The 19,080-nt window shown below is 58.4% G+C and carries 11 protein-coding genes and 1 pseudogene; 10 read left to right on the top strand and 2 right to left on the bottom strand.

The genetic code is table 11. From position 1 onward, the window contains the following. Positions 1 to 191: 191 nt before the first annotated feature. On the top strand, positions 192 to 2,033 hold the full coding sequence (locus HGP16_RS26315) for a type II toxin-antitoxin system HipA family toxin (RefSeq protein ID WP_168842910.1): 1,842 nt from the start codon (positions 192 to 194) through the stop codon (positions 2,031 to 2,033). A gap of 428 nt (positions 2,034 to 2,461) precedes the next feature. Here the strand turns inward: HGP16_RS26315 and HGP16_RS26320 are convergent, their stop codons facing one another. After that, a complete protein-coding gene (locus HGP16_RS26320; RefSeq protein WP_168842911.1) occupies positions 2,462 to 3,403 on the bottom strand; it encodes a LysR family transcriptional regulator in 942 nt (313 codons plus the stop codon). A gap of 98 nt (positions 3,404 to 3,501) precedes the next feature. Between HGP16_RS26320 and HGP16_RS26325 the strand changes: the two genes are divergently transcribed. The 3 genes from HGP16_RS26325 (at position 3,502) to HGP16_RS26335 (ending at position 6,095) form a co-directional block, all read left to right on the top strand. Further along, the gene (locus HGP16_RS26325; RefSeq protein ID WP_168842912.1) at positions 3,502 to 4,248 is read left to right on the top strand and encodes an SDR family oxidoreductase; all 747 of its coding nucleotides are present in this window, start codon (positions 3,502 to 3,504) and stop codon (positions 4,246 to 4,248) included. Positions 4,249 to 4,274: 26 nt separating this feature from the next. Further along, the gene (locus tag HGP16_RS26330) at positions 4,275 to 5,351 is read left to right on the top strand and encodes an alkene reductase (protein ID WP_168842913.1); all 1,077 of its coding nucleotides are present in this window, start codon (positions 4,275 to 4,277) and stop codon (positions 5,349 to 5,351) included. 168 nt (positions 5,352 to 5,519) lie between these two features. Beyond that, on the top strand, positions 5,520 to 6,095 hold the full coding sequence (locus HGP16_RS26335; protein WP_168842914.1) for an alpha-ketoglutarate-dependent dioxygenase AlkB: 576 nt from the start codon (positions 5,520 to 5,522) through the stop codon (positions 6,093 to 6,095). A gap of 39 nt (positions 6,096 to 6,134) precedes the next feature. On the opposite strand, the pseudogene HGP16_RS26340 reads toward HGP16_RS26335, so the two are convergent. Next, a pseudogene (locus HGP16_RS26340) lies at positions 6,135 to 6,330 on the bottom strand (hypothetical protein). A 606-nt stretch (positions 6,331 to 6,936) separates the two neighbouring features. Between HGP16_RS26340 and HGP16_RS26345 the strand changes: the two are divergent. The 6 genes from HGP16_RS26345 to HGP16_RS26370 all read left to right on the top strand — a co-directional run bounded on the left by HGP16_RS26345 (position 6,937) and on the right by HGP16_RS26370 (position 18,917). Further along, positions 6,937 to 7,332: a DUF1236 domain-containing protein gene (locus HGP16_RS26345; protein WP_168842915.1), complete on the top strand. Its 396-nt coding sequence runs from the start codon at positions 6,937 to 6,939 to the stop codon at positions 7,330 to 7,332. 100 nt (positions 7,333 to 7,432) lie between these two features. Beyond that, on the top strand, positions 7,433 to 8,302 hold the full coding sequence (locus HGP16_RS26350; protein ID WP_168842916.1) for a DUF1236 domain-containing protein: 870 nt from the start codon (positions 7,433 to 7,435) through the stop codon (positions 8,300 to 8,302). Between the two features lie 52 nt (positions 8,303 to 8,354). Beyond that, on the top strand, positions 8,355 to 8,507 hold the full coding sequence (locus tag HGP16_RS26355; RefSeq protein WP_168842917.1) for a hypothetical protein: 153 nt from the start codon (positions 8,355 to 8,357) through the stop codon (positions 8,505 to 8,507). Between the two features lie 664 nt (positions 8,508 to 9,171). Then, the gene (locus tag HGP16_RS26360; RefSeq protein WP_168842918.1) at positions 9,172 to 10,107 is read left to right on the top strand and encodes a MarR family transcriptional regulator; all 936 of its coding nucleotides are present in this window, start codon (positions 9,172 to 9,174) and stop codon (positions 10,105 to 10,107) included. Positions 10,108 to 10,296: 189 nt separating this feature from the next. Beyond that, a complete protein-coding gene (locus HGP16_RS26365) occupies positions 10,297 to 10,836 on the top strand; it encodes an invasion associated locus B family protein (RefSeq protein ID WP_168842919.1) in 540 nt (179 codons plus the stop codon). A gap of 371 nt (positions 10,837 to 11,207) precedes the next feature. Further along, positions 11,208 to 18,917 (top strand): autotransporter domain-containing protein, encoded by a 7,710-nt coding sequence (locus HGP16_RS26370; protein WP_168842920.1) that lies wholly within the window; start codon positions 11,208 to 11,210, stop codon positions 18,915 to 18,917. Positions 18,918 to 19,080 lie beyond the last annotated feature (163 nt).

Here is a 19,080-nt window from a genome sequence, read left to right on the forward strand (position 1 = left end):
CCGCTTCTATTGAAGTCGATGCTTCAGTGATGGTGCAACGCTTGTGGGAAGCGGTTGCCCGTCGACTTAGGGCCAAATTCGGCCAGAATTGTCACTATCCCGTATTTCAGATACGCGATAGTGACAATAATCTTGATGACTCAGCGTAAATGCTGTAACTTTTCCGTATCTGAAATACGCGAAAGTTACATATGCCCCTTTATCTCGTCAGCGAAAACATCGACAAAACGCGCGGCCACCGTCAAGCGGAGGCCGGGAAACTGGTCCAGCTCATGCGCGGCATCTACGTCGATGCCGACGATGATATAGATCAGACGGTACGCGCCCATGCGGTGCGCATTGCCAAATACCTCTATCCGAATGCCTACCTATCGGCCGCCAGCGCCGTGCTGCTCGGCCCTATGCGTGATGGCCGCCTGTTTCTGACCGGCCGCCGCGCGCAGCGGCAACGCATCAGAGCGCTCGAAATCATTCAGAACAAAGCGCCAGACCACCCTTCCATCGCGCAGGCGGCGGTCGGCGACGACATGGGCGAGTTCCGCGTGGACGTGTCTTCGCTGCGCCAGCGTTTTCTCGAAGCCTTCCGCATCCGTAGTGAACATGCGGCCTCATTCGATGAAGACATGAAAGAGGCTATCGCTGCACGACTGATCGAAGAATACGGAAGTCCGGAGAGCGCCGCCGATGCCGTGTTTAAGCTTGCCCGCGACAATGACTGGCTTGACGAAGGGAGTGCGGCTGAGCGTTTCCTAAAACGGAAGCCAACGGCCGGTGTCGCCGTTACCAACCAGGCTGCACTCGACCTGATCGTGGCATGGCACGGCGCCCCGATCGGCAACTTGGTGCATGATGGCTTCGAATGGCGATGGAAGGCATCCGATCCGGACGGCCCGCCGCTTGTGCGCCAGACCACACCCGGCAGATTGCCGCCCTTCATTGAATCGCTGTTGCCGGAAGGCTGGTTGAACCGGGTGCTGAACAGCCCGGACGAGCGGGCGGAACTACGCACCGGCAAGCGCTATATGTCGAACATCACGATTGTGGAGCGGGCGGGCGAACTGGCGACCCTCCCGGCCGATATTCTGCTGACAAGGCTGGACAGCTTCACAGCAGATCATCTGTTTACAGGGACCTATGCCGGTCCCGGCCGCGGCGATATTCATGATACGTTCGAACAGAACCTGGCAAAAATCTTCGCGACGGGCGCAACGCCGCGCCTGTCAGGCGTTCAAATCAAGGCGCCGATGTTTCTCGACGCCGACGGCACGCTTATGCCCAGTTCGAACAAGCCGTTCACGCATATTCTCAAGCCCGCCGGAACGTCGGGATTTGAGGCGCTGCCCGCGATCGAGTGGCAGTCCATGGAACTTGGCCGGGCGGCCGGGTTCATCGTGCCCGCCATTGCGCTTGTCGCTATGCCGGACGGCATGCCGCATGCGCTCGCAGTTGAGCGGTTCGATATCCGCACAAGCCTTGACGATACGCGCCGTCTGGCGCTTGAGGACATGGCGTCGGTTCTCGGCGTGCGGGCGGAAGACAAATACACAGGCACCATGGAGCGGATCGCGGCAGCCCTGCGTCCACTCTCCACCGACGCCGATACCGATTTGCTGCTGGTCTTGCGTCGGGCCTTGTTCGCGTGGCTGATCGCGGACGGCGACATGCATCTGAAGAATATGGCGGTCCTGAAAATCGCCGAGCCAGGCAGAATGGATTTTAGCTCCGTCCGAATGGCGCCGCTCTACGACGCGGTGGCAACGCGGGTGTTTCCGAACCTGCAGAATGACCATATGGCGCTTAAGATCAGCGGCAAGGACGAACGGCTGAAAAGAGCGGATTTCCGGCGTTTCGCAGCGACGGCGAGTATTCCGGCGGCGGCGGCGGACACGGCCATGGATGAACTGGCGGCGGCGCTTGCGCGCGGCGTGGATGATCTTGCTCTGCCGGACCCGCTAACAAACGGTTCAGTCGGCGCTGAACGGGCGGCGCAGATGCGGGAAATTGTCCGCGAGCGTCTGGCCACTTTTGAGTAGCAACAGAAGAAGATGTCTCGGGCAGCCTACGAAAATGAGACTCGGTTACGGCGGAGCGCATTTTCTGCCGACGACACATCACGGCAAGACCGATTCTGACCCCATATCGTCTCCGCAGTCATCCAGCAACACTCACGCGGCGATCGAAACCGATGCGGGCTTGCGCTCCACTAGTCCTCAAATGGCCAAAGGGATGAAACACCGATGCTATCCGCCGGCCGAGAAAATCAGCTTATAGTCTGCGATCTACGCGGAGCAAATCAGGCTTGGTCTGTGAGGCGCCGCTTGCAAGCTCGGTCATATCGGCTGCTCGCACCGCATGACCGCGTTGAAAGCACTCGATGGGGCTGCGAGCTGACGTTGACTCCGATCGGCTAAAGAGCAGTGAAACTTCGAACACCGCCAATTTCAATGCTCGTCAGCTGAGTTCAGGCTTGTTGGAAGCGCACATCCCAGGGCGTCGGGTTCGGAAAGATCTCCACCAGAAAGCCGACAAACGCCTTGACGTTTGGATTGCCGCGGCGGCTTTCAGGCCAATATGCACTGATATTGCTGCGGTCGACGGAAAACTGTTTCAGGACGGGTACGAGCGTGCCGTTTTCCAAAAAAGGCGCCGTAATGTACGTCGGAGAGATACCGATGCCGCCACCGGCGGCAACCACGGACGCCACAGCATCGCTGTTGTCGAGGATAGTGACGGCATTCGGAATGATCTCGATTATTTTGTCACCGATCTTGAAGGGCCAACGCAGTGTTTGACCGCTGCTTTGATAGCGGAAGTTGACGCAGTCGTGATCAATGAGGTCCTCGGGCTTCTGCGGTATGCCGCGAGCAGTCAAATATGCGGGTGAAGCGAACGCACACACCCTGTTCGGCGCCAACTTCTTGGCCACCAGCCTGGAGTCAGCCGGCTCTCCGACCCGGATGGCGATATCAATCCCTTCTTCGACCAGATCGGTGAACCGGTCTCCAAGACGAAGGTCGACGATCACCTTGGGATATCGTTTCCTAAACGCAGGCAACGCGGGCGCGATCAGATGGACTCCAATCGGAAGCGGTGCCGTGACCTTCATGAAGCCCGAAGGTTCGGCGCGCGCAGCAACAGCAGCCTGCTCGATGTCCTCGGCCTCCCGCAACAGGCGCAATGCCCGCTCATGGAGATCCCGCCCCTCCGGTGTTAGCGTCAAGGATCGGGTCGTTCGCGTGAACAAGCTTATGCCAAATTGCTGCTCGAGCCTCTGGACGCTCTTGCTTACTGCCGACGGCGAAACTGCCAATGATCGCGCCGCTGCAGCATAGCTGCCAAGCGAAGCCGCCCGCGCAAAAGCAATGACACCGGTTAATCTGTCGAATCCAATTCGTTCCGCCATGGAACGAGTAAAGCGAGTTCAAGCCTGATTATCAAGATCGATTACGCGGTCTACGTTCTCTCCATCGCGCCAAGGATGGCGCCAAAATGGAGATCGAGATGTCTGATACAACTAACTTCAACCCCTCAAATGCCCTCAAAGGCAAGCGCGTCCTCATCGTCGGCGGCACGTCAGGCATTGGCCTTGCGGCGGCCATCGAAGCAAAAGGCGCAGGCGCGCGCGTAATAGTCCTTGGTTCGGACCAGGAGCGCTCCCGGACCGTTGCAACGGAGCATGGCTTCGAAGGCTGGCGCGCAGCCGATGTCACCAGCCCTGAAGCAATCCAAAAAGCGCTTTCCGATATCGGTCACGTCGATCACCTCGTGCTTCTTGCCGGGACGTTCGTCGCCGGCAAGGTGCTGGAAGCCGATGTGACTTATCTGCGTCGGGCCTTCGAAGAGCGCATCTGGGCGGCCATCCATATTCTGCGAACGCTTGGCGACAACCTGTCTGCGGATGCTTCGATCACCTTCATCTCTGGCGCGCTGGCTGACCGGCCCAATGCCTACGGCACAGCTGTTCTCGCGGCCGCTTCTGCTGCGATGGAGGCCTTTGCCCGCGGGCTTGCGGTGGAACTCGCGCCACGTCGCGTCAATACGCTGTCGCCGGGCCCGATCGATACGCCGATCCTGTCCAAGACGCTGGGGGATGGCCGGGCAGCCTACCTTGAAGCCCTCGCTCAGAAGCTTCCTCTGCACCGGGTCGGCACTGCCGAGGAAGCAGGTGCTGCCGTCGTCTTCCTGATGGCCAACGGCTGGATGAATGGCGCCGTCCTCAACATCGACGGCGGCTCGCGTCTCGTCTGACATTGCAGAATTGAAGGATCATATCCATGCCGAGTCTTTTTGACCCTATTCAGCTCGGCGCCATCAAGGCGCCGAACCGTGTCCTGATGGCGCCCATGACACGGGCTCGTGGTACAAGGGACCACTTGCCAACGGCCATCATGGCCGATTACTACGCCCAACGGGCTTCCGCCGGTCTCATCATCAGCGAGGCGATCGGCATCAACCAACTCGGCCTTGGCTGGCCATACGCGACGGGCATATGGTCACGCGATCAGATCACCGGATGGCGAAACGTTACCGAAGCCGTTCACGAGCGTGGCGGACGGATCATAGCGCAGCTCTGGCAAATGGGGCGCGTCGTTCATTCGGACTTCCTAGGTGGTCGCCAACCGGTGTCGGCATCCGCCACCGTCGCGCCCAATCATGCCCACACCTATGAGGGCAAGAAACCTTATGAACGCGCACGGCCGCTATCGATCGACGAGATCGCTGAGGTGGTGGAAAATTTCCGGGGGGCCGCTCTCAATGCGATAGACGCTGGCTTCGATGGGATTCAGCTTCACGCCTCGAACGGTTATCTCATCGACCAGTTCTTGCGAGACAGCGCTAACTTTCGGGACGATCGCTATGGCGGAGCGATTGAGAACCGCGTCCGGTTTTTGAAGGAAACGGCCCAGACTGTCGCTGATGCGATCGGCGCTGATCGGGTCGGTGTCCGTCTTTCCCCGAATGGCGAAACCCAAGGGGTGCGTGACAGCGACCCGCTCCCGCTGTTCACGAAGGCTCTCGAAGCACTATCCGCAATAGGCGTCGCTCATGTCGAATTGCGGGAGCCACCGGTCAATGGGACATTCGGCGTGGGAGAGATCGATCCCCTGGCGCGGCATTTGCGGCCGGCATTTAAGGGGCCGTTGATCCTGAACTCGGATTTCGACGCCATGCGTGCCCAAACAGAGCTTGACGCCGGTATAGGTGACGCCGTCGCGTTTGGCCGGCCGTTTATTGCCAACCCGGATTTTCCGAGACGCGTGGCTGAAGGTCTGCCATTGGCACAGGACGACGCTCAAAAATGGTTTACACAAGGAACGGAAGGCTATCTTGACTATAACAATCGGGGCTAGCGCGATTTCAGCGGCAGCGGTGGGCACGCTAGGGATTGAACGGAGAAGATTCTAAGATTGCGAGCTAGCTCGTGCGCACACCTTCGATGCGGTAAAACAATGTGTCTCCAGTCCGTTCATCTAGTGTTTGTCAAAGTCCCCAGCGTGCATTGAGGCGGAGAATTGACCATGGGTTTGTCAGCGCAAGCAGATCTATTCGGCAAAGCGGAGCCGGACCTACCCACCGGTTTCCGATACCAACCTCGCGTGGTCCCTGAATCGGTCCAGTCGGACCTCCTGCGTGAACTACCGCAACTGTCGCTGAAGCCGTTTGACTTCCACGGTTTCGAAGGCAAGCGGAGGGTGATCTCTTATGGTTGGAAATACGACTTCGACACCCAGCAGGTGAGGCGGACCGAAGACATCCCGCCGTTTCTCCTGCCGGTGCGAACCATTGCCGCAGCCTTTGCCGGCATTGCCCCGGATCAACTGCAACAGGCTCTCATCACCGAATATGCAGCCGGTGCGCCTATCGGGTGGCACCGAGACAAAAACGTCTTCGGGCGGGTTGTCGGGGTTTCTCTTTTGTCAGCTTGCACATTCAGGCTTCGGCGCCGTGCCGGCGACAAATGGGAACGCATCTCGGTCATTGCCGAACCCGGCTCTGCCTACGTGCTCTCGGGACCTGCGCGCAGCGAATGGGAGCATTCCATCCCCCCTGTCGATCAGCTTCGTTATTCGATCACCTTCCGAGAAATCGCCTGATCGAGAGGTGCCAGATGGCCCCCAGTACCAGCGCCGCCGCTAATGATGGGCCTGTTCTGAATTGCGTTTCCGGGTTGCCGCAGCCTTCTTCGCCGACGCCGAGCGATCGGCGGCAGATCGTGATGCAGCGGCCTTTTCACTCTTCTTCCGCCGCCGTCGTCTTTGTTGACGGTCGCCCAGGCGCGACGTTCGGCCTCTTTCTCCGAAACGCCGCGGTCCTATAGCTTTCGGCGATATGGTCTGCCTTACGTTCCTGCTTTTCTTGTTTTCGACCAGATCCACTGGGATGGTCGAGATACGGAGCTTAGTCAGGGGAAAGCGCGCGGATGTCGTATGTGAGGTGGAGAGTAGGTGGCGAGCGCGGTGCCGCCCACGGCGGTCCGTTTCTCACCACCCCTCGCAGAACCGGACATGCACCTTTTGTTATGCGTCCGGCTCGCCAGAAGACATGGCGAACGTTGGCGTTCCCATCCACGCCAGACGAAACCGACAGACAGGAGTCCATGCGAGCATATATGGCTCGACGGATCCATGACGCCATAGTCGCACCGCAGGGCGGCGACTGCTGCGTTGTCGACCTTTTGCGATTTCGTTCGCGTTGGCGTTTGGGCGAACCCACGCAGTCCGAGAGGAAGCAATCTCGCGTGCCGCCATGATGTCGGTCCTCAGACAGTCCAGAACCGGATTTCTGAGCCGGATTCTACACGGCGGGAGAGGCCAACCCAACCGGGCTAGGACTAAGGTCTGACGGCACAGGGGCACGAAGTCCTAACCGGGAACTCTAGCGTCATCCGACGGTTAATTCTCCAGCGGATCCAACCGCAGAAAAGGAGGAAAAAACATGAATATCAAAGTAGTAGGCATTGCCGCGGGTATCCTGCTGGCATCGACAGCGGCCTTTGCCCAATCCTCAACGGTCAACGGCGCGGCCGGTGGTGCAGTCACCGGGGCCATCGTCGGCGGCCCAGCTGGCGCAGCTGTCGGTGGTGTTGCCGGCGCAGTCATCGGCACCGCGATTGATCCGCCGCCGCAAAAGGTTGTGACCTATGTTCAGGAGGCTCCCGCCCCGACCAAACGGGTCGTGGTGAAGGAAAAGGTGGTTGTCGGGCAGCCCCTGCCGGAAACCGTCGTCGTAACTCCGGTTCCCGACGATCCGAAATATGCATATGCAATCGTCAATGACCAGCGTGTCATCGTCGAGCCTTCCTCGCGGAAGGTCATTCAGGTCATCCATTAACCGACCGGCGGCGGCAGCCGCCCTCTTTCCAACATAAGGGCACGCGTGTGCCGCATGGGAATGCGGGCGGCAAGCTGTGCCCAAACCTCCGAGATCGATCATGAAAAGCAACCATCTCACAATACTTCTGGCAACGCTGTCGCTGAGCATTTCGCCGCTCGCGACACTGTCGGCCATGGCCCAGCAGGATACGAAAAGTAGTGGCCAGGCCCAATCTGGTTCCCAAAGCACGGACACTGGGTCGCAGACCGGCTCCGGTAAGACCGGCGCAGACTGCACCTCCGACGCTTCGGGATCCTGCCCACAGGGTAAGGGGCAGTCATCGCAGCAAAAGGCCGGTAAGAGCTCTGACACACAAAAGAGCACCGAGCAGCCGCCGACCGACAGCTCGACCAGCGGGACTGCATCGGGCAAGTCATCGACAGAAACCAAATCCGGCTCGCAAGACGCCGGAGGCGATACCATCAATAAACAGAAGCCCGCTGCCAAATCCGGCATGACGGATAGCAGCGGGGCCGCCACCACAGGCACGAAGAGCGGCACGCAAAACACCAAGCGTGCTGAAGGCACAAGCGGCGGCGCCAGCACGCAGAGCGGCGATGCAAACAAGCAATCGACCGATCAGAACGCGACGACGACAAATAAGAGTTCGTCCGAGACCAACGTCAATAACAACACGACGACCAACAACCAGACGAACACCAAGACCAACGTCAACATTTCCGTCGAACAGCAGACCGAAATTCGGACGGCGGTGAAGGACGTTCATGTTGCGCCTGTGAAGGAGGTCGATTTCACGGTCTCCGTCGGGGTGAAAATCCCGAAGAAGATCCGGCTTGAGACATTGCCGCCACGCATCGTGAAGATCGTTCCGCAATATGAAGGTTATCGCTTCTTCATCCTTGCAGATGGCCGCATCGTCATCGTCGATGCCGAAGCTCTAACAATTGTCTTTATCATCGACGCTTAAAACCAGTGTCCCGGCGGTGCCATACGCACCGCCGGTCCCCCAGGAGCAATCAATGACATTCCACGAAAACAAGCCGTCTGGTACAGCCTTTCCCATCATCGCCATCCTGATTGCCATGGTCGCTATTGTCGGCGCGCTCGTGCTGTCATCAAGTCATCAGGCGCCGGCTCGGGTGTGGGTTCCGGTTCAATCGGCAGGGCCGTGATTTGCATGATTTCGGCACCGGCTACTCGTCGATGGCCTGCTCCGATCTTCCTCTTGACAAGCGCAAGATTGCCCAATCCGAATCTCATTCGAGCACTGCAATCGCTTTCGTCCGGCTGACGCTTTCGGCTACCGCTCGCCAAAGAGTTGATAGCTGACAGAAATGCCCATCCTCATTAACCGGATCAATTGATGGCGGTAACTGTGATATTCGGCCCGGGATATGATCAATACCCACGGGCGGCGGTCATGAAGGTTATGCGAAAGCTTGGTGCCTTCGTCAAAAGCCGGAATTGGTCCGTCGCGGGATCGCAGGAAATCGAGACAATGCAGGCGCCATAAGCCGGAAGCGCGATAACCATCGAGGTCGAAACCTATATTGGACTTCTATCACTGGCGATGAGAACGTGATCAATGAAATCTCGGAGCGAATGAGGCAGGTCGCCAAATCTCCCACCTGATCCTATCCCGCGATATTGGACCACCACACCATAGCGGACCGTTGAGGTATGGGCCCTCTTCGATCGCCGACGAGACGCGTCTCCGCATGGATACTTTTAAGGGAATGGGACAGCGGCTCATGGCCCTTGCATAACACAAGCTTGCTCTTGGCATTAATAGCTTGCGCGCGGAATGCGGTGCCGCTTAGTCTAGGCAACCGGGGTTTGAACATTCAATCAGAGGAAACTTTGTCAGCACGTTTTCCCTTGTTTCAAGGCGTTGCAGCTCATAGAGCAACGCCTGTCTGGCGGCGCGCGGCAAAGCTGCGGAACCATCCAAGGCTTCTCGACGCGCTCCATGGCTACTGTCGCGACATGTGCATGCCATCGTCGGCGGCCTGGCCAGCAAACAAGGTTTTCGGGCAGAAGTTTCGTTACATCACAGCGTACAGCTTGATCGGAAATTTCGTGCGCTGGTCGGAGACCGGTGAAGTTCCGCCCACGCTGAAGACGCTTCAGGACAATGTGCCGGCAAGCCCCCGCCAGGTCGCCGACCTCATTAAGCACCTCAGAGCGGGAGGTTATGTTCACGCGATGTCTTCGCCTCAAGATGGAAGGGCTATCCATCTTGTGCCGACACAAGAGCTACTTTTGGAGGTCGCTCGATCACCATTGGCATGTTTAAGAGCAGCGGAGGTACTTGGTGAAGCAGTGCCGGGCACCTGCCAAAGGCTTCATTCGGAACCGGAATTTCTTGCTGGATGGATCGGGGAGTCTGTGCGGGAATATCGGGGAGCCGATATCCTTTTCTCGCCATTTCCAACCATCGTTCGCTTCAGCGAACGCGATGCCGGATACATGGCGCTGACGGCAGTAATTGGCTGCCACTACGCAACTGTTTTAGGAGACCAGACTTGGCAACTTCGTCCAACGCAGGACGTGTTCGCCAGGCACTTCAAAGTGTCGCGTCAGCACATCGGAAACCTGTTCTTGGAGGCAAGGCAAGCAGGTCTTTTCGCGGTCCGCGAAGGAAAAATTATCAATATTGAGCCAGACCTCGTGACGGAGTTCGGAAACTTCGTTATCGGCCAGATGGCGCACTACTCCATGATGGCGGAGCGGGTCGCTGATCGGGCGAAATCAGAAAACGGCTCTGCGTAATGATGATGACGCCACTTTGGAGCGCTTTTCCGCTTCGAAAAGATGGAATGCAGAACCTCTTGTACCGGACGGGTTACTTGGATTACCGTTCACAAAATGAAGTGTTGCCCTTGCGGCGCAATCACGGCGGGTAACGACTTGGACAGCTTCATTTGGTAAACGCGGTTTAAAATCAGGTAAGTTTTTGATATGAGAAAATTCAACCCGCTCTCTTTGGGTCCGGCGAGCTTGATCGTCGGCGTACTGGCAAGTGCCGCGTTTGCTCAGACACCATCTTCCGCCCTGCCAGGAGGCGCCAGTTCACTTCAGGAAACCTTCCAAGATTGGCGGGTGACCTGCAGCCTTATGCAGAACAACAAGATATGCTCGGTCGCGCAGGTACAAACCCAGCAGAATGGCCAGCGGGTGTTGGCAATCGAACTCGCGGCCTCGAAGGACAACGGCGCGAGCGGCGTTCTTATGCTCCCCTTTGGGCTGAAGCTTCAGGACGGCGCAATACTGAAGATCGACAACAATCCGCCGCTACCTCCACTTTCCTTCTCGACCTGTCTGCCAGTAGGCTGTGTCGTTCCCGTGAATTTAACGGCCGCAAGTGTAAACGCATTGAGATCCGGTACATCGTTGACCGTGAGTGCTAACGCTGCGGATGGAGCGCAAAGCCTCAGTCTTCCCGTTTCGTTGAAAGGCCTGGCCCCCGCTCTCGACCGGCTCAATCAGCTTCAGAAATAAGCGAGAATGAGGCTGTGAGCGGCGAATAGGCGGTACCAGCACCTGTCGCATTGACGTTTTCAGCTGGCATTCGAAGCTGAGGCGAGAAGACACGAAGGCGCGGCGCTCCTCTAAAAATACATGCAACTTTTGGGCTGGAAAAATCAAACTTCCTCGCGCTAAAGATTGGGCAGGGGATTAGTGTTTCGCATACCTGCGGTTGAGCACCGGACGCCTATGCGCAAGCGTAGGTGCCATTTATCCCATGACGAAATAACGGGTTCGAAAGCGCCCGATGGCTCACGGCTCACAGGAGCGGAACCGATCCGATAAGGCGCGGGTCCACTCGGACTTTGCAGCAGTATCGGCAAGTGCAAAGGATGAACAAAAGAGTGACTGATCGCATCAATGGCTTCCAATGCGTCAGCAGGCTCAATATCCGGCCTTCTTTAGTGGGGCTTTTGGCTGGTGTATCCCTGCTAGCGCTCCTTGTGTATCACCGAACGGCACATGCGCAAGATCAGGTCGTCGACGGTCAAACAGTAATCGTGTCCAACGCGCCATCCTCCGATTTTCCATCGCCCTTGGTCATTAGCGGCGCCTTGATAGTGGGAGACGCGGGCAACGGAGTGTTGACGGTTGTCGGAAGTGGTTCCGTTTCCAGTGCATCCGGCATTATTGGCAACGCGGGAAGCTCATCTGGAACCGTAACCGTCGATGGCGCCGGATCAAACTGGGGAGTTGCGGGCTCACTTGTGGTCGGTGATGCGGGCTCCGGTACGCTGGCGGTTGCCAACGGCGGTGTAGTCAGCACGGCCAGTTTCGACATTGCGCGGCAGGCCGGCTCCGCCGGCACGCTTAACATCGGCTCTGCGGCGGGAGGTACCCCGACCGCAGCTGGCACCGTTGATGCGTCCACGATCGCGTTCGGGTCTGGCACCGGCACGATTGTCTTCAATCATACGGGCAATCCGGACGGCTCCGACTACAGTTTTGCCCCCGTTATCACCGGCACCGGCACGATCGATCATCTTGCCGGCAATACGATCCTGACCGGTTCGAACAGCGCCGGCAGCGACTTCACCGGCACGCTCAACCTGTCGGGTGGCAATCTGACCATCAATGGCACCTTCGGCGATACGACGAACAACCATAGTGCCACCGTCAATGTCACGGGTGCCGCGAACCTGACGGGCTCGGGAACCATCGCGGGCAATCTCAACCTTGACCGAGGTGCGACGCTGTCCTGGCAGTCGGGTCAGACGATGAGCGTTCTGGGCATCTTGGGAATTGGCGATACTGCGGATGCCAATCTATCTATCGGCGGAGCCAGCAAGTTGACTTCAAATGTTCTGGAGGTCGGAGCTGGTGCAGGCGGAAGCGGGAGTCTCATCGTCGACGGCGTCAATGCTAACGCTACAGTCAGTCAGCTCCTCGTCGGCTATAACGGAGATGGCGCGCTGACCGTCAGTGGTGGCGGACAGTTCAGCAGTTTTTCTACTGCAATGGGATGGGCTTCCGGTTCAAGCGGCACCGTCACCGTAACCGGCCTCGGCTCGACATTTGATGTCAACCAAGGTTTTTACATTGGCAATCGCGGACGTGCGAACGTCACGGTAAATGATGGCGGAACGCTCCATAACGGGGGAAATGTAGAAATCAGTGGTGAGGGGGCAACGGTCACCGGTGCTGGATCGCGTTGGGTTTCCGATGGTGATGTTTCCCTGACAGGAGATGGCACGACGCTTGCCGTTCTGGACGGAGGAACGTTCAACAGCGGTGGCTATAGTAATATTGGCGTTACTAATCACGCAGCCAACACCCTAAAAGTCAGTGGATCAGGCTCGAAATTCACCAGCGTCAACGATGCTTCTATTGGCCTCAGCGGAGCGGGCATCCTCACAGTTTCCGATGGCGGCGTGTTCAGCGTCACCAGCGGCAAGCTATTCATCGCGACGATCGATTACTTGAACCTGCCCACCACCGGCATGCTCAATATCGGCTCCGCGATGGGAGATACCCCAACGGCGGCCGGCACCATCGATGCGTCCACGATCGCCTTCGGGTCTGGCACCGGCACAATTGTCTTCAACCATACGGGCAACCCGGACGGCTCCGACTACAGTTTTGCCCCCGTTATCACCGGCACCGGCACGATCGATCATCTTGCCGGCAATACGATCCTGACCGGTTCGAACAGCGCCGGCAGCGACTTCACCGGCACGCTCAACCTGTCGGGTGGCAATCTGACCATCAATGGCACCTTCGGCGATACGACGAACAACCATAGTGCCACCGTCAATGTCACGGGTGCCGCGAACCTGACGGGCTCGGGAACCATCGCGGGCAATCTCAACCTTGACCGAGGTGCGGCGCTGTCCTGGCAGTCGGGTCAGACGATGAGCGTTCTGGGCATTTTCAAGGTTGGCGATACCGGCGAGGCCAGCCTGTCCATTGGTGGAACCAGCAACATCAATTCATTCAATTTGGTGGCCGGAGCCAGTGCAGGCGGAAGCGGGAGCCTCCTCTTAAACGGCACCGATGCGCGGTTGACGACAACTCAGGTTCTTCTGGGCTACGGAGGAGATGGCGAACTGACCGTCAGCGGTGGCGGACAGGTCAACAGCGTTCTTGCTGCCTTCGGCTGGGATCCCGGCTCAAGCGGCATCCTCACCGTAACCGGTCCAGGATCTACATTTGATGTCACCGCTGCTTTCAGCATTGCGATTGCTGGGCGTGCGAACATAACAGTAGCTGATGGTGGAACAGTCCATAACGGCGCGGGAGTGGAAATCGGTAGTGGCGGAGCGACAGTCACTGGTGCTGGATCGCGTTGGATTTCTGACGGAGATGTTTCTCTCGTCGGAGACACGACGCTTGCTGTTCTGGACGGGGGAACATTCACCGGCGGTGGCTACAGCAACATCGGCTACACGAACGCAGCCAGCACTCTCAAAGTCAGTGGATCAGGCTCGAAATTCACTAGCTTGAACGATGCTTCGATTGGCGTTGCGGGAATTGGCGCGCTGACAGTTGCCGACGGCGGCGTATTTGCAGTCACCAGCGGCAAGATGTTCATTGCGACGAACACTTATATGGACCGACCCACCACCGGCATGCTCAATATCGGCTCTGCGACGGGAGATACCCCAACGGTGGCCGGCACCATCGATGCGTCCACAATTGCCTTCGGGCCCGGCACAGGCACGATTGTCTTCAACCATACGGGCAACCCGGACGGCTCCGACTACAGTTTTGCCCCCGTTATCACCGGCACCGGCACGATCGATCATCTTGCCGGCAATACGATCCTGACCGGTTCGAACAGCGCCGGCAGCGATTTCACCGGCACGCTCAACCTGTCGGGCGGCAGTCTGACCGTAGACGGCACCCTCGGCGATACCACCAGCAAGAATGCCATCGTCAATGTCACCGGTGCCGCGAACCTGACGGGATCGGGAACGATCGCAGGATCGGTTAGTGTCGGCAACGGAGGCACTCTTTCCGGGCGGGCAGGAACGACGCTGGCGATCGGCGGTAATCTTTCACTGGCCTCAGGCTCCATTACGAACGCGGCACTAGGCGCGCGTTCGGCGCCAGCCCTGTTTGAAGTTGGCGGCAACCTGACCCTCGGCGGAACGCTCAATGTCTCGGATGCCGGAAACTTCGGCAGGGGTGTTTACCGGCTGTTTGATTACGGCGGCACACTGACGAACAATGGGTTGACGATAGGCTCCACGCCAGATGGGATCGGTGCGAGCGATCTATCCGTACAAACCGCCGTTGCGGGCAACGTCAATCTTGTATCGACAGCTGGTGCTGCTCTTTCCTTCTGGGACGGCGGGAATGCCAGCCTGCATGACAACGGCGTTGTCGACGGCGGTACAGGCACTTGGACGGCGCACGCAGTCCCAATTGGCGGCAATTGGACCGACCAATCGGGAGTGCTCAACACCTCCTATGATCCGAACCCAAGTTTCGCTGTATTTCAGGGCGCGGCCGGCGCGGTCACCATAGACGACGCGAGTGTTGACGTGGGCATTACCGGGATGCAGTTCGCAGCCGATGCCTACCAAATTAGAGGGGATCCCCTCGTTCTGCAGGGTACAAGCGAGACAACCATTCGCGTCGGCGACGGCACCGCCGCGGGTGCGAGCTTCGACGCGACGATCGCATCCGTTCTCACCGGCAGCTCTGGTCTTGACAAAACCGATCTCGGCACTCTCATCCTCACGGGGGAAAACACCTATACGGGCGCCACCACAATCTCTGCTGGCAGCCTGCAGATCGGTGCGGGCGGCACCTCGGGATCGATCGTTGGCGATGTGGTGACCAATGGGACCCTCGCCTTCAACCGCTCGGACTCCATCGCATTTAGTGGCAAGATCGACGGTACGGGCAAGGTCGTTCAGCGCGGCACAGGCACATTGGAACTTACAAACAGCCAAAACCGCTATACCGGCGGCACCGTCATTGAAAGCGGCACTTTGGCTGGAAGCACCGTCAGCATCCGCGGCGACATCCTGAATAACGGCCTCCTTCGCATCACCGACCTTGGAAACAACACCTACTCGGGCGCGCTGTCAGGTACAGGCAGTGTGCTCGTTGATGGGATAGGGACTCTGACGCTCGCCGGCAACAATAGCTTCACTGGCGGACTGGCTGTTCTAAATGGCAAGAACATCAACGCGTCCTCCGATGCAAATCTCGGCGGCACAGGCAATGTGGTCACACTGAACGGTGCGTCTCTGACGGCGACGGCAAGCTTTGCCACGCAGAAAACGATGACACTGGGCGCAGGGGGAGGATATTTCGGAGCAAATAGCGGCACAACGCTTTCTCTCAATGGTGCGATAAACGGTGTCGGAAATCTTGTGAAAGCTGGCGATGGCATCCTCAGTATCGGCGGTACTGCCAGCTATACCGGCGCGACCAATATCAATAACGGAACGCTTGTCGTTGCAGCTGGCGCTTCGTTGACCTCTTCGTCGTCACTGACGGTCGGCAGCGGCGGCACTCTTTCTGGATCAGGGACGGTCGGCACTACTGTCGTCAATGCGGGTGGACGTATTTCGCCCGGGGGCTCGGTTGGTAATTTGAGCATTGCCGGTGACCTGACGCTGGCAACAGGCGCAATATTTGATTACGAGCTCGGCAGACCCGGCTCGCAAAGCAATCCTGCCGCAGGAACGAGTGATCGCCTTAATGTGTCTGGCAACCTGACGCTCGCTGGCACGCTGAACCTTCAACAAAGCGCCGGGGTCACCGACGGCACAGCCGGGTTTGGCTACTACCGTCTAATGACCTATGGTGGAAATCTGAGTGGACCGGGGCTCACGATTGGCAATGCGCTCTTACCCGCAGATCCGAGCGCGTACCAGATCCAGGCGGGCTCCGGGTATGTGGACCTTTTCGTGGCCGCGGTCGGAGACGACAACCTGCAAACATGGAACGGCGGCACCGGCAGCTGGACGACGTCGGGCACGCTCTGGTTCAACCAGAACGGCTCCTTGCCCGCCGTTTGGGCCGGGAATACCGCGGTGTTCAAGGATGATCCCTCCGGCTTGTTCGCCGGTGCGACTATCGACGTTGTTGGAACACAAAGCTTCAAGGGACTGCAGTTCGTCGATGAAGGCTACCGCCTGCAGGGTGGCGGTTCTCTTCTGATCGACGGTTCGCAACGCGCCGACAAAAACGCGGAAATCCGTGTTCTGGCGGATCGCGCCGAGATTGCCACAACCATTACAGGGACCGGCGGGATTACGAAAACCGAAGCAGGCACGCTGGTCCTTTCCGGCACCAACAGCTACAGCGGCGGCACTACTATTCTCGGCGGTGCGATCGAAGTTGCAAGCAATGCCAATCTCGGCGACTCCTCGGGCAGCTTGAGCTTGAATGGCGGCATGCTTACCGCAACTGCAAGCTTCGCAAGCTTGCGCAGCGTCACACTCGGCCCATCGGGTGGTGCTTTCAATGTTGCCAGTTCCAACGAGCTTACCCTCGGTGGAGTGATGAGCGGTGAGGGTGACCTGGCCAAGCAAGGCAGCGGCACGCTGATCTTGTCCGGCACCGGTTCCTATGGCGATACTCGCGTATCAGGCGGGACACTTATCGGCAGTTCGCATTCGATCTCGGGAACTATTTTCAACGGCGCGACGACGGTCTTCAACCAGGCGAGCGATGGCAGTTTCGATGGGAATATCACCGGTCTTGCCGGCGTCAGCGGCCAGATGATTAAACGCGGCGTCGGCTCCTTGTCGCTCACCGGCAGTTCAACTTTGAACTGGACTGTGGAGCAAGGCGATCTCACCGCCGCTGCGAGCCGCTTTAATGGCAATGTCGCTATCGACAGCGGTGCGTCCTTCGCGTTCGCTGAGGATACGAATGCGACCTATGATGGTGTCTTGTCCGGATCGGGCAGTTTCGTGAAGGATGGCAATGGCACCCTTGTGATGGGCGGCGATAGTTCTGGTTATGTGGGAGAGACATCCATCCTCAACGGCAAGCTCACAGTGGGCGGTCCAGGCAGCAATGCCCGTCTTGGCGGCTCTTTCGTGGTCGGCAACGGCGCTGTCCTGGGGGGCTCGGGCACGATCGGCAATGGGGCGGGTTCCACCGTCACGCTAAATCCAGGCAGCGCGATCAGCCCGGGTAACTCACCGGGAACGCTCACCGTTGATGGCAATCTCTTTTTCGGTTCTGGCGCGCGCTACGACGTGGAAGTGGTGCCCGGTACCACGATCAGCGATCTCATCGCTGTGACCGGTAGCGCCGCTCTCAACGGAGGTTCGGTCGTTCATGTTGGCGTCACCGGCGCATATGCCCCGACAGCGACTTATACGATCCTTCATGCCAATGCTGGGCTGACAGGCGCGTTTGACAGCGTCAGCTCCAGTTTCGCTTTTCTCGATCCAACTCTTGGCTATGGCGCAAACGAGGTGACGCTGACGCTGGCCCGCAACAGCTTGGCCTTCACCGATGTCGCCAACACACGGAACCAGCGTGTCACGGCCAATGCTCTCGAAAGCCTTGGCTTCGGCGATGCGCTTTATGATGCGGTTGTACAGCTCGACAGTGCAAGTGCGAGGAGCGCCTTCGATCAGTTGTCCGGTGAAATCCATGCCTCGGCTAAAACGGCCATGATTGAAGACGCGTGGCAGGTCCGCAATGCTATTAATGAACGTATTCGGGCCGCTTTTGGTGACGTCGGAACGTCAGCGTCAACTGTTGTCAGCTATGGAGCCGACGGACCGGTTTCCGCCCGTGCTCAGGATGACAATGGGGTCAGCCTTTGGACGAACGGTTTCGGCGCGTGGAGCCGAGTTGACGGCGATGGAAATGCCGCTGCCATCGACCACTCCATGACTGGCTTCGTCCTTGGCCTCGATGGGATGGTGACGGATGATTGGCGGCTTGGCATTCTCGGAGGATATAGTCACTCATCGTTCGATTCCACTGAGCGCGCCTCTTCGGGCGGCAGCGACAACTACCATATCGGCCTCTACTCCGGCGCCGAATGGGGCTCGCTGGCCTTCCGCTCCGGGCTTGCTTATTCATGGCATGATATCGACATACATCGCTCCGCCACCTTTACCGGCTTCCGGGACCGATTGTCGGCGGACCACAATGCGTTCAGTTTTCAAGCATTCGGCGAGCTCGGCTATCGGATCGATCTCGCGCCATTCGCATTGGAGCCGTTCATTAACCTCGCCCATGTGAACCTTCAGACAAATGGCTTTGCCGAACAGGGGGGTGCCGGTGCGCAAAGGGTCGAAGGTGACAGCACCGATACCAGTTTCACAACACTTGGAATGCGCGCTTCGAGCGAGATCGACTTGGGGCCGGTGCAAGCGACCGTACGAGGTCTTATTGGTTGGCGCCATGCCTTTGGCGATACCACACCATCTTCCACCAACAGCTTTGCCAGCGGCAATGCGTTCGCTGTTGCCGGCATACCCATCACCAAAGACGCTGCTGCGCTGGAACTCGGTTTCGACTTACCCATCAAAGACGCGGCGAGCTTTGGCCTGTCATATCAGGGCCAACTGAGCAGCGAGAGCCAAAGCCATGGAATTAACGCCAAATTCAATATGCGATTTTAAACGAGTGCCGCGCGACGGAGCCAGGATGGTGCTCGACTATCGCAAATCAGATGTGAGTTCCCGTCCGACTGTTGGTGTCACGGCTTAGCATCTTGCGGCGAGACGATCACCTATTCCGTCGATCCGTACGGCTATCTGTCATAGATCCCGACTCTCCCGCCAG

The sequence above is a fragment of the Rhizobium sp. P40RR-XXII genome (genome assembly GCF_012641405.1).
In the GTDB taxonomy this organism is placed as follows: Bacteria; Pseudomonadota; Alphaproteobacteria; order Rhizobiales; family Rhizobiaceae; genus Rhizobium.

Coding starts and splice junctions, on each gene's coding strand:
- HGP16_RS26345 (WP_168842915.1), top strand. CDS start 6,937: ATGAATATCAAAGTAGTAGGCATTGCCGCGGGTATCCTGCTGGCATCG.
- HGP16_RS26365 (WP_168842919.1), top strand. CDS start 10,297: ATGAGAAAATTCAACCCGCTCTCTTTGGGTCCGGCGAGCTTGATCGTC.
- HGP16_RS26325 (WP_168842912.1), top strand. CDS start 3,502: ATGTCTGATACAACTAACTTCAACCCCTCAAATGCCCTCAAAGGCAAG.
- HGP16_RS26335 (WP_168842914.1), top strand. CDS start 5,520: ATGGGTTTGTCAGCGCAAGCAGATCTATTCGGCAAAGCGGAGCCGGAC.
- HGP16_RS26355 (WP_168842917.1), top strand. CDS start 8,355: ATGACATTCCACGAAAACAAGCCGTCTGGTACAGCCTTTCCCATCATC.
- HGP16_RS26315 (WP_168842910.1), top strand. CDS start 192: ATGCCCCTTTATCTCGTCAGCGAAAACATCGACAAAACGCGCGGCCAC.
- HGP16_RS26350 (WP_168842916.1), top strand. CDS start 7,433: ATGAAAAGCAACCATCTCACAATACTTCTGGCAACGCTGTCGCTGAGC.
- HGP16_RS26330 (WP_168842913.1), top strand. CDS start 4,275: ATGCCGAGTCTTTTTGACCCTATTCAGCTCGGCGCCATCAAGGCGCCG.
- HGP16_RS26320 (WP_168842911.1), bottom strand. CDS start 3,403: ATGGCGGAACGAATTGGATTCGACAGATTAACCGGTGTCATTGCTTTT.